General features: G+C 45.0%; 9 protein-coding genes and 1 pseudogene. 7 read left to right on the top strand and 3 right to left on the bottom strand.

All coding sequences use genetic code 11. The annotated features are described in order from the left end of the window. The first annotated feature begins 6 nt into the window (after nucleotides 1-6). Nucleotides 7-1,077 carry a PA0069 family radical SAM protein gene (locus LX99_RS20545; protein WP_109609526.1) on the top strand — a complete coding sequence of 357 codons (1,071 nt, stop codon included), beginning with the start codon at nucleotides 7-9 and terminating at the stop codon, nucleotides 1,075-1,077. Between the two features lie 15 nt (nucleotides 1,078-1,092). Here the strand turns inward: LX99_RS20545 and LX99_RS20540 are convergent, their stop codons facing one another. Continuing rightward, nucleotides 1,093-1,464, bottom strand: a complete 372-nt coding sequence (locus tag LX99_RS20540) for a ribosomal maturation YjgA family protein (RefSeq protein WP_109609525.1) — start codon at nucleotides 1,462-1,464, stop codon at nucleotides 1,093-1,095. 161 nt (nucleotides 1,465-1,625) lie between these two features. On the opposite strand from LX99_RS20540, the pseudogene LX99_RS20535 reads away from it, so the two are divergent. From LX99_RS20535 to LX99_RS20515, 5 genes and pseudogenes are all read left to right on the top strand, one after another. After that, a pseudogene (locus tag LX99_RS20535) lies at nucleotides 1,626-2,935 on the top strand (IS5 family transposase). 157 nt (nucleotides 2,936-3,092) lie between these two features. Further along, on the top strand, nucleotides 3,093-5,156 hold the full coding sequence (locus LX99_RS20530) for a gliding motility-associated C-terminal domain-containing protein (protein ID WP_109609524.1): 2,064 nt from the start codon (nucleotides 3,093-3,095) through the stop codon (nucleotides 5,154-5,156). Beyond that, entirely contained in the window at nucleotides 5,153-6,151 is a 999-nt protein-coding gene (locus tag LX99_RS20525; protein ID WP_109609523.1) for a PorP/SprF family type IX secretion system membrane protein, read from the top strand. Before LX99_RS20530 ends, LX99_RS20525 begins: the two co-directional genes overlap by 4 nt. A 1-nt stretch (nucleotide 6,152) precedes the next feature. Then, complete coding sequence (locus LX99_RS20520) at nucleotides 6,153-8,105, top strand: OmpA family protein (protein ID WP_109609522.1); 1,953 nt, start codon at nucleotides 6,153-6,155, stop codon at nucleotides 8,103-8,105. A gap of 132 nt (nucleotides 8,106-8,237) precedes the next feature. Further along, nucleotides 8,238-9,137, top strand: coding sequence for a glycosyltransferase family 2 protein (locus tag LX99_RS20515; protein ID WP_109609580.1), 900 nt, complete (start codon nucleotides 8,238-8,240; stop codon nucleotides 9,135-9,137). Nucleotides 9,138-9,225: 88 nt separating this feature from the next. Here the strand turns inward: LX99_RS20515 and LX99_RS20510 are convergent, their stop codons facing one another. Continuing rightward, complete coding sequence (locus tag LX99_RS20510) at nucleotides 9,226-9,978, bottom strand: class I SAM-dependent methyltransferase (RefSeq protein ID WP_109609521.1); 753 nt, start codon at nucleotides 9,976-9,978, stop codon at nucleotides 9,226-9,228. A gap of 209 nt (nucleotides 9,979-10,187) precedes the next feature. Beyond that, on the bottom strand, nucleotides 10,188-10,811 hold the full coding sequence (locus LX99_RS20505) for a polysaccharide deacetylase family protein (RefSeq protein WP_109609520.1): 624 nt from the start codon (nucleotides 10,809-10,811) through the stop codon (nucleotides 10,188-10,190). A 102-nt stretch (nucleotides 10,812-10,913) separates the two neighbouring features. Between LX99_RS20505 and LX99_RS20500 the strand changes: the two genes are divergently transcribed. Then, nucleotides 10,914-12,296, top strand: a complete 1,383-nt coding sequence (locus LX99_RS20500; RefSeq protein WP_109609519.1) for a TolC family protein — start codon at nucleotides 10,914-10,916, stop codon at nucleotides 12,294-12,296.

Genomic DNA, 12,296 nt, shown 5'->3' with positions numbered 1-12,296 from the left:
TGTTCGATGTCACACGAGGAAAATCCTGAATTTTTTAAGGGGCGCGGCGCACAGGTAAACACGCACAATAAGTACCTGAAAAACAGCTATGTGCTTGATCATATCGAGGGCCTCGACGAGCCCTTGCTCATCGACAGCAATACCCGGCTTTTTGAAGAAACACCAAAAAAAATTGTAAGCGAATCCAATAGTCCTGATCTCAGCCATATGTATTCCATCAATCCTTACCAGGGCTGTGAGCACGGCTGTATCTATTGTTATGCCCGCAACAGTCATGAATATTATGGCTTTAGCGCCGGGTTGGATTTTGAGCGCAAAATTATCATCAAACCTAACGCTCCTGAACTGCTGGAGCAATATTTCAATAAAAAAAACTACAGGCCTGTTTGCATTATGCTATCCGGCAATACCGATTGTTATCAGCCGGTGGAGCGCAAATTGGGCATCACCCAACGGCTGCTCGAGGTTTTCTGGAAATATAAAAACCCGGTAAGTATCATTACCAAAAACAATGTGATATTAAGGGATATCGACATCCTTACCGATATGGCCAGGCACAACCTGGTGCATGTAAACGTATCCATCACCTCATTAAATGAACAGCTGCGCCAAAAGCTGGAACCCCGCACCGTAACAGCTACCGGACGTTTATCGGTAATCCAGAAGCTATCTGAAAAAGGCATTCCGGTAAGGGTGATGGCCGCGCCTATCATCCCCGGACTGAACAGCAACGAAGTACCCAATATTATCCGCGCAGCAGCCGATAGAGGCGCTTTGGCAGCAGGCTTTACCATGGTGCGGCTGAACGGCAGTATAGCCGAAATTTTCAGCGACTGGATTTACAAGGCGTTTCCTGATAAGGCAGAAAAAGTACTGAACATGATCCGCTCCACCCATGATGGAAAGCTTAACGACAGCGATTACGGCCGCCGGATGAGCGGCGATGGTAAGATTGCCGAGTCCATTCACCAAATGTTTAAAATGGCCTGCAAGCGCTTTATGGCAGACAGGCAGATGCCTGAGTATGACTATAGCTTATTTGTACCGAGGAAAGGGAAACAGACGAGTTTGTTTTGAGGAAAGAACATTAGTTTAATTAAAATCACTCTTCCTTTTAAAATCAACCCCAACACCCAGCCCTACGCCAACCACATAACACAACAAATCACTCCATAAAAATCCTTGTCCTAAAACCAGTCTCCCCAAAAGAGTATGCCGTAAATCATTTATCCAGGGTGCCTGGTAAAGCTGGCTAAACTCTATCGCAAAGCAAAATATTAAAGCCGCAATCACACTAAATCTAACTGGCTTATCAACAAGCATAAACCGTAACATAAAATAAGCCATCGTAGCATACAAAACATCACCAATAAATAGCGGGATGACTTTAAAATGCCGGGATAACAGGCCGAGAATAATGGTGGCGAAAATTAAAATAAGGTAGGTGATCCGGTTTTTAGGCATATGCTAATATCAACAAAAAAGGCACCCGATGGATGCCTTTTTTATAATTAGTCGTCCCTTAAAAAAAGTTTAACAATTTGACTATCAATAAATTATAAATAAAAACAGTATAGGTATTTGCAGGTTTTTGCTATATTAGTATCAAAAGCTTGCAGATATTTATGCTCAACAAACCTATAAATACTACCCAACTCAGTTTTTTACAATCGGGCTTAAAGGAACAATTGTCGAACAAACATCCGCTGTACATTTTAGCAGATCATGTTAACTGGCAACTGTTCGATGATAGCTTTAAGAAGCATTATAAAGAGAACTTTGGCCGTCCGGCCAAACCGATCCGCCTGATGGTGGCGCTTTTGATGCTCAAGCACATCCGTAACCTGAGTGACGAAAGCGTAGTAGAACAATGGGCGGAGAATGCGTATTATCAATACTTTAGCGGAGAGCAGGTATTTACAGCCAAAGCCCCCTGTGAAGCATCTGAGTTGGTGCACTTCCGTAACCGGATCGGGGAAGAAGGCGTAGAACTGATATTCAAGGAAAGTATCCGGATCAATGGCAAAGGCGGCAAGGAAGATAAAGCAAGCATAGATACCACCGTACAGGAGAAGAATATCACTTATCCTACCGATAGCAAGCTGCACCGGAAGATCATCAAAAAATGTATAGCGATAGCCGACAAAGAAGGCATAGAACTCCGGCAGCGTTATACCCGTACTTTGAAGAAGCCTGGTATCGAGCAGCGCTTCAGGAACCACCCTAAAAACGGGGCAAAAGCAAGGAAAGCCGATAAGAAAGTAAAAACGATAGCAGGCAGGCTGGTAAGGGAACTGCAAAGGAAATTACCGGCAGAAAGTTACAAAACCGATCTGGAGCTGTTTGTACGGGTGCTCCGTCAAAAACGGCAGGACAAGAACAAGTTTTATAGCCTTCATGAACCGGATGTGGCTTGCATCAGCAAGGGCAAAGAGCATAAAAAGTATGAGTTCGGCAGTAAAGTATCGATTACGGTTACCCAAAACAGTGGCGTGATTATCGGGGCATTGAACATCCCGGGGAACGATTACGACGGACATACGCTGGATGCAGCCCTGGAACAGCAGCAAAGGCTCACCGGACATAAACTCAAAGAAGCATTTGTTGACAGAGGCTACCGGGGAAGGAAAGAGGTACTGGGAACCACTATCCATACCCCAAAAACCTTCAGCAATAAACTAACGGCTTATCGAAAAAACAAATTAAAGGAAGGCTTCACCAAAAGAGCCGCCATCGAACCTAAGATCGGCCATTTGAAAACAGATCACCGCCTGAGCCGTAACTTTTACATAACATCAATGTGATGCTCGCCGCTGCTGCTATGAACTTCAAAAGAATGATGAATATCTGGAAAAACAATCTTTGGCGCTTTTTTTTCACTTCGTTCAGCTCTTCCAAAAAACACACAACAACCATCTATTATATCAATCCTTAATTATTGACTTTTTAAGGCTCGACTAAATAATTCTTAAGTTCCTTTAAAGTTGCGTCAGGGTTTAAAAGTGCTTGCTCCTTGGTTAAAATATGCCGAAAATACAATAATACCACGGATAATTATTATCATTATCCATTAATTTAAGCTATGCAACCTGATGCCTTCCTTTTTATATAAACCTTTTTTATGGGCAATCTTTGGCCTGTTATCTGTTCCGCTTGCCTGTTTTAGCGGGGTAAACGATGTCCGGAAGCCCGCCGGTTCGGGCTTTAACATTACGGGCGCTAATTCCGGCATTTTTTTTAGCCGCAATCTTATATTTTTTAAGCATCATATTGTAAGTCAACCTGCACCCGTTCAGGCCATAACCATTTGTTCGGCCGCGGCCGCCGTGCTTAACGGAGACGTACAAAATCATGCTCCCGATAGCTTCTTGTGGCAGGTCAATAGCAATGGGAACTGGGTCAGCGCCCCCGGCGGCAATAAACTAAAAGATTATATAACCTCATCATTAACCAACGGAGGCGCTTCAAGTATAGTTTACAGTCTGCGCCGCCGTACAATCACCGCCGGGGTTACCGCGTTTGATTCTTATTATGATGTAACCGTGCGCCCCATCCGCTCGGTAACTAACAACGGTATTTCGGCGCCGTCGGTAACCCGGTTCTGTTCCGCCGGTGATCCTGCTTCCATCACAGGCAGTGCGCCTGCAGGGGGTGACGGTACTTTTGTGTACCAATGGCAATCATCAACAGATAACATCAATTTTACAGATATTAACGGTGCAGGCGCTAAAAACTACGATCCGCCTGTTTTAAGTAAAAATACTTATTATCGCCGTATGGTATCGTCGGGCGCTTGTACTACGCCAACGGTTAGTAATGCGATTCTTTTCTCGGTTTCGCCGCTGCCACCACAGCCAACGCCAACTGCTTCTCAGGTTACCGTTTGTACAGGCAATCCGGCTACTTTAGCGGTTACAGCCCTGGCTGGGTTTACTTATAAATGGTATGATTCGCCAGCTAAAACAGTTGTTCTATCAACCTCAAACACGTATACAACACCTGTTTTAAACGCAAACAAAACTTATTATATTGAAGCATCAGATGGCTCGTGCGGCAGTTCGCTGGCAACTATACTGGTTAACGTGACCTCATTACCCGCGGCCCCTCAATTTGATCAAACCAACATTAAAGTCTGTAAAGGATCAGCTAAAACTATCAGTATAAAAAACGCGCAAAGTGGTGTTGACTACCAGTGGTTAAGCAGCCCTACCGGTGGCCTGGTATTTAAGGGCAGCTCCCTTACGATCAGCAACGTTCCAAGCCCTATAACGTATTACGTACGCGGGGTAAACTCCACAACCGGTTGTACTTCGCCAACTCTTACTGCAATTAGTGTTACCCCTGTTGATCTACCGGTAGTTACCTCAATAAATGCCGGGGGCGTTTCCGTTTGTCCGGGTACGAAGGCAACCTTAACGGCAACTGTTACCGGAGATAATTCAATAATATCATGGTATGATGCCGCGACCGGCGGAAATTTGCTGGCTAAAGGCCCTACCTATGTTACCCCTGGTTTAAATGCGGCAAAAACCTATTATGTTGAAGCTACCAATACCGGTGGTTGTACATCTAACACCCGTGTTGCCGTGCCGGTAACAATAACCAAACCGCTTAATGCACCGGTAGTTACCGCAGGCGAAGTTACGGCCTCCAGCGTAACCTTTAAATGGGATGCCGTACCCGGCGCTACCACTTACCAGGTGAGTACCGATAACGGTACAACGTATAAAACCCCAAGCTCGGGCGCTAACGGGTTAAGCCATACTATAAGCGGGCTTGATGTAAACGAAGCGGTAACCATCACCGTAAAAGCGCTCGGCGCCACAGATTGTACGCTTAGCGACGCTTCGGCGGCAGTAACGGCCACTACTATCGATAATAACAATTTGATATTTGTAGCCAACAATTTTACCCCCAATGCCGATGGTAATAACGATGTGGTTTATGTACACGGAAAAAACATAAAAACCATGTCGTTTTATGTGTATGACCAGTGGGGGCAGCAAATGTTTACAACAACTGATATTACCAGGGGCTGGGACGGCTATTTTAAAGGATCATTGATGCCGGTGGGCGTTTATGTATATTATCTGAAAGCGGTGATGAACAATGGGGAGCAACTGACTAAAAAAGGCACAATTACGCTATTACGATGAAAAAATTATTACTTACACTTACAATAGCGTTGCAATTGGCTACGGCGGGCGTAGTTAAGGCGCAGGTCGACCCGCACTTTTCGCAGTTTTACGCTTATCCGCTTTGGCTAAATCCGGCTTTAACAGGTGTTTTTGACGGCCAGACACGTCTTTCGGCTAATTTCAGAGATCAATGGGCAAATATCAGCAACGGTTACCGCACGGCAGGCGTATCGGTTGACACAAAACCTACCGATAAAGTTAGTATCGGTTTAAATATACTTGATCAGAAGGCGGGCACAGCAGGTTACAATTACTTTAACGCCGCGGCCTCATTTGGGTACGGTATCGCCTTATCAGGAGATGGCAACCAGCGGTTACATTTTGGGTTACAGGCCGGTGTAATAAGTCGCAGTTTTGATCCGGGTAAGCTGCAGTCTGATAACCAATACGACCCCAATACCGGTTTCGACCCTACGTTGCCTAATTTTGAAACGTTCGGCTACTCGTCAAATACCGTGTTTGATGCCGGTGCCGGTATTTATTATTACAATGCCGACCCGATGAACAAAGCCAACCTGTTTGCCGGCGCTGCGGTTAACCATATCAACGATGTGCGTGATCCCTTTGCTTCGGGGGGCATTTCCAGTAAATTACCTGTGCGTTTTACGGCCCATGGCGGTATCCGCATCAAAGCTTCCGATTCGTTCGATTTGATCCCCAACGCTGTTTATATTAAACAGGGGCAGGGGCAGATCAAAGCGTTCGGTATTTATTCTGAGTTTAAATTTGCCGATGATAATGGTTTAGTGCTTGGCGGTATGATGCGCCTGCAGGACGCCGCCATTGCCAACGTTGGTTACCACCTCCACAGGATGATGATAGGCGCCAGTTACGATTTTAACACTTCCGGACTTCGCGCCGTTACGTCAGGCCGCGGTGGTTTCGAACTTTCAATCAGCTATATATTCAGCCGTTACACCGATTCTCTGGCTCCAATTTGCCCAAGGATATAATATGAAGAAGTTTTTACTTTATCTCATTTCTTTACTTTTTCCGGCGATAGGCTTCGCGCAATCGGCCGGTTACCGAGCCCTGGCCGACTCGGCCTTTAAGCGCCAGGAGTATTACACAGCCGCGTTTTATTACAGGCATATTGCCGAGGGTACCACTGCCATTGTAAAAAACGGCTTGCCTGCTAACCAGGGAGCCGGTAAAAGCAGCCCGTCAAAAAAAGGGGCAACCCCTTATATTATTTATCACCTGGCCGAATCGTACCGCCTGTATAAAGATTATACCGACGCGGCCATATGGTACATCCTTGCCAACTCCGGAGAAACAGTTAAACAATATCCGCTTACCCCGCTGTGGTATGGCATCAGTTTGCAAGCCAATGGTAAATATAACGAGGCCCTGGAGCAGTTGAACCGGTTTATCAGTACCGGAGCCGACGAAAAGTACCTCGCGCTTGCCAGGAAGGAAATCACCTCTTGCCAATATGCCTTGAAGCAGCTTGAAAATCCGAGGGCGGTGGAGGTTTCGCCATTGGTATTTTTGAATAAAGACCAGGGAGATTATGCTTTATCTGTAAATCTGGGCCGCTACTGGTTCACCTCATCGCGGATGCTGGAGAAAGATAAATTTTATACCAACCGGATTTACAGTTCGGCCATCCTTGACTCTACCAGGGCCCTGGCAACCAATTTTGGTGCCTTTGATAAGGACAGCCAGATAGAATATGCTACCCCGGCTTTAACGGGGAACGGCGACCGCATGTATCTTACACGCTGGTATAAAAAGGGCGGAAAAACTGTATCTGCAATTTACTTAAGTAAATTAGTAAGCGGCGTATGGCAACAGCCCGAAAAATTGAATAATACCGCTAATGCCGAAGGCTTTAACGCCAAGCACCCGTATGTTACGCCGGATGGCAGGCGTTTATTCTTCTCGTCGGACAGGCCGGGCGGTGAAGGCGGCGATGATATCTGGGAAAGTGACCTTGACGATTATGGGCAGCCCACAACCGTTAGTAACCTGGGCAACACCGTAAACACGGTTTATGATGAACAGTCGCCTTGTTATGACCAGGCCAACAAAGCCCTGTTTTTCAGTTCGACGGGGTTCACCGGTATGGGCGGCTTTGATATTTACCGCAGCGACGGCGATTTTGGGCATTGGTCGGTACCTGCAAATCTGGGCTACCCGGTTAATTCATCTAAAGACGACCTGTACTATAACCTCGATCCCAACAATGCCAATAAGTTTTACCTGAGCTCGGCCCGCGGTTCTGATTGCTGTTTAAGTCTGTTTACGGGGCAGTACCAGGCCCTGTATATTAACGGTAAGGTAATAGATTGCGGCAGCGGTAAGGGTATGGCAGGCGCAAGGGTGCTGCTTAAAGATCCGGCCATAAAACGGGGAATTCTGGCAGCGGTTACCGACACCGGCGGCAATTATTTTTTTAAAGTAAAAGAGAAGCTGCCTCGCTACCAGGTAGAGATTTCGCAGAAGGGATATTTTACCAAAACGGTTCCGGCGCCTGTTGTAAGGCCGGGTATTGATACGTTGATCAATCCGGATATCTGTATGCAGAGTTACAAGGTTAACCAGCCTATCAGGATTGATGATATTTACTTTGATTTTGGTAATGCCAACTTACGCCCCGAATCGTTCGCCACGTTAGATAAACTGGCCGCGATCATGACCGATAATCCTAAAATAATAATAGAACTTGCCTCGCATACCGACGGCATAGGCAGTGATGCCGGTAATCTTAAATTATCGCAAAAGCGGGCCGAGGCCTGCGTATCTTACCTTTTGCTTAAGGGAGTTAAACCAGGTCGCATCACCGCGAGGGGTTATGGAAAGCGGGTACCTGTTGCACCCAATAAATTACCAAACGGTAAGGATAACCCCGCCGGGCGGCAATTGAACAGGCGAACCACCTTCACCGTAAAATCTGAAGGGTAAAACAAATTGTGTATTTGTTTTTGTACAGCGGGGTTTTAGGTATAATTTTGTTCACGTATTACCGGTTTGAAAATGTATTGACATGGCTGTTGCCCTATAATGCTGCTAACCAATATGCCCTTGAAAAACAACATGCAAAACCTTGCCCCCATAGCTCTTTTTGTTTACAACCGGCCCGATCATACCCGCCGTACCATCAGTTATTTGCAGCAAAATTTACTGGCCGACGAAACACGCCTGTATATATTTTGCGATGCCGCCAAAACGGTTGCCGATAATGCCAAGGTTAACGAGGTAAGGGAACTGGTAAAAGAGGTAAGCGGCTTTAAATCGGTAAAAGTTATTTTGCGCGAGCATAACCTCGGACTGGCCGAATCTGTGATTAGCGGTGTCACCCAGTTAGTTTATGAATATGGTAAAGTGATTGTTTTTGAAGACGACCTGCTTTCGTCGCCCTATACCTTACAGTATTTTAACGACGCGCTCAATAAATATGCTAACGAGGAGCGGGTAATGCATATTGGCGCCTACATGTACAACTTGCATGATAAAACCCTGCCCGATACCTTTTTTTACCGCGCCGCCACCAGCTGGGGCTGGGCCACATGGGCACGTGCATGGCGTAATTTTGAGCCGGATGTTGATAAACTGATTGTGCAGTTTGATACGCTGAAAATAGCCCGTTTCTCTATTGAAGGTAAAATGAATTTCTGGAAACAGATCCAGCAGTTTAAGGCAGGCAAAAATAATTCGTGGGCAATCCGCTGGTATGCGTCTATCTTTTTAAAAAACGGCTTAACGCTTAACCCCTCGCAATCGCTTATCCAGAATATTGGACATGATGGCAGCGGCGTACACTCAAACAACGAGAATATTTACCAGGTGCAAATGGCGCGTAAACCTGTAAAACAATTTCCGGAAGTGATTAAGGAAGATGAAGAGGCTTATAAAGCTATCAAGCATTTCCTGGCAAACAGGAAAGGGAACTTGATGCAACGCGTGGTAAGGTTTATAAAGCAACGAATAGGTTAGCCTTTATTTATAAAGACTTTAGAAAATCCTGAATGTTAATATTTTTTCAACCTTGCTGAGTTTTAAAACTTAGCGGCGTTACTATCGCTCACAATGCTTTAGTTGCAGTAACTACAATATATGGAGATAAAGCCCTCGATTCAACCGGGACTATCTTTGTAAACAGCTTACCGGCAATCCAAACCAGTTTAGTAATAGCTTTAGCCAAAGCAGGCTTATTAGCCTTATCCTCCAGCCAAACCGAAAACTTACCATAATAATAAGCTTTTACATTTTTTAATCCAAGCTCTTTACAGCAATTGGCCAGCAAAGCCGGGTTCATGCTGTTGATGTTATGCTTTTGGTAATTGTTGAGATCGTAGTTGCGTTGCACCCAGCCGTTAACACCTGTAAAGTTTGGCAGGGTAATAAACAGTGTACCGCCCGGCTTTAAAAATGAAAGGTGCTTTTCTATAATATCTTTAGTATCGTTAAAGTGCTCTATCAGCCCGCAGGATAATACGAGATCATATTGACTTTCGGGTTGGTATTTAAACAGGTCGCCTTCTATTACAGTGATATCACCGGGGGCGAGTTGGTTAGCATCAAGCACTTCTTTAAGTACTTTGGGGTGGACATAAAAATCGAACAAGGTTGTTTTTAGCCCAAAATACTTTTTTAAAAAGATGGCGAAGTAACCTGGAAAGCCTCCCAGCTCAATAGCCGTTACCGGTTTGTTGCTATCGATAACTGTTTTTAACAGCTTATGAAAAGTATAATTAGCCGGCACATTAAAAGCCAGGTCTTTTTTCGATTCCCAGTAACCGGCCCAAAATGCTTTGTCGGTGAGTTCGTTGCTCATGGCTGCAAAGGAAAGATAATTCGGCAATAGTTCAAAAAGTGTAGCTTTTTTTGAGTGAATTTCAATTTGCGCTCGTTTGTAACGAGTGCGTAACGTGGTTTCGCGATTGTATCGCGCGGTTTGCGTTATAAACGTAAACCCATATTAAGCGCTCGTTACAAATGAGCGCAAGTGTAAAATTTCGCCCTTCAGTAGCTAATGTTCCTCCTTCAGGGTGTTAGGGGGCCAAAACTATATCCCTGCTTACTCCAAACTTCCAAAGCCCTGGGCAGTACATATTCCAGTCGTTTAAAAGCTTTGATACTATCATGAAATACCACCATCGATCCGGCTTCAGTATATTTCAGCACACCTTTCAGGCAATCTTCCGGCTTGAGGTCTATATCAAAATCGCCGCTTAATACATCCCACATAAAAATTTTCAGTCCGGGTTTCGCCTCTTTTAATGCTTTGATCTGTGCCCGTTTAATTCGCCCGTACGGAGGCCTGAACAACGTTGTATCCAGTAATTCATCGGCTTTTAAAAAATTATCAAGGTAGGTTTGCGTTTCGGTTTTCCAGCCTTTTAAATGATTAAAGGTGTGGTTGCCTATGGCATGGCCGTCCGCTTTTACTGCTTCAAAAATGTCGGGGTGTTTGCGCACGTTATCGCCAATGCAAAAAAAGGTGGCTTTGGCATTATATTGTTTTAAAATATTTAACACCGCCGGTGTAACAATTGGTATAGGGCCGTCGTCAAAAGTGAGATAAATACAAGGGGTAGTTTGGTTTACATCCCAGATCAGTTCGGGATAAAGCTTTTTTAGCAGCCGCGGAGTTTTAACCAGATACATACGGATCAAGACAATTGTGTTTTATTCCCGATTAACAACATTTAACAAAGATAAACGCTGCAATGTAATGAACAGTTGCTTAACATTGTATAGAAAAACCTTATGAAACTAAAACTACTATCACTAAAGGCAACGCTCATTTGCACCATTATACTTGCCGCGTTTGGGTTTAATGCAGGAGCACAGGAGGTAATAGGTTTGCAAAAAGCGGTTGACCTGGCGCTTGAACGGAACCTGACCATTAAACAGGCCCAGTTTACCGAAGCCATTACAGCCGAAGACGTAAAGCAATCAAAAAACAACCAGTTGCCCAACTTAAGTGTAAGCCCGCAAACCTCATTTAATTTTGGCCGTAATATCGACCCCTCTACCAACCAGTTCAGTAACCAGCGCATTTTGGCGGTTAACGGTAATTTCACCTCGCAGGTTACCTTGTTTCAGGGCGGGCAGTTGCGTAATACCGTTATCCAGAACAAGCTTTTGCTTGATGCTGATAAAACCAATGTGGCAAAGGTTAAAAACGATCTGATACTGAATGTTGTTACAACTTACCTGCTGGTATTAACCAACCAGGATTTGGTTACAGCGGCTCAGCAGCAAATAGATATTTCGAAAATAGCATTAGATCGTGCGCAGAAAAACTTTGATGTAGGTAACCAAACCCTTGCCGATCTGTCGCAGGCTAAAGCACAGTTGTCAACCAACGAGTTAAATTATACCAATGCCGCGAACCAGCTGGAGCAATCGTTATTAACACTGAAGCAGTATATGGAAATGGACCCTGCAACCGGCATTAAGGTTGAAAGGCCCGATATCAGTAAATTAAAAGATGTTAAGGTACTTTACGATGCCCAGGATGTTGTAAAAACAGCGCTCGCCGTAAACCCTGATGTGCTTTTGGCCGAACAGCGCCAAAAAGCGGCCGCGCAGGGCATTAAAATAGCGCAGGGCGGTTATTACCCATCGGTTGTACTTTTTGGCGCTGCCGGATCTTATTTTTCGGATGCAAAGAATACAGCTTTTACCGATCCGGCAACCGGCAGCATCCACTTTAGAAGCAACCCGTTTTTTACCCAGTTGAGCGATAACTTTAACCAGGCACTTGGCCTGAGTTTACAGATCCCGATCTTTAACCGCTTTACTACCCGTACCGCTGTGCGCAAGGCGAAACTGCAAAATCAAAATGCCGAAGTAACCGCGCAGCTTGCCCGTAATAACCTGAGCAAAATTATTTACCAGGCCGTGTGGGATTTGCAGGCCGCGGATAAACGTTTCCAATCGGCAACACAAACTTACAATGCCAATAAGGCTGCTTTCAACACCATATCACAACGTTATACGGTAGGCCTGGTTAACTCGCTTGATTATAATACCTCGCAGACAAACCTCAATAAATCGCAGTTTGATATGATTGAGGCGCAATACCAGGTAATTTTCAGGAGCAAAGTGATTGATTACTATTTAGGTAACCCGATAACCCTTTAA

The sequence above is a fragment of the Mucilaginibacter oryzae genome, assembly GCF_003148845.1.
Lineage (GTDB): Bacteria > Bacteroidota > Bacteroidia > Sphingobacteriales > Sphingobacteriaceae > Mucilaginibacter > Mucilaginibacter oryzae.
This window is presented reverse-complemented; position numbering and strand designations above follow the sequence as displayed.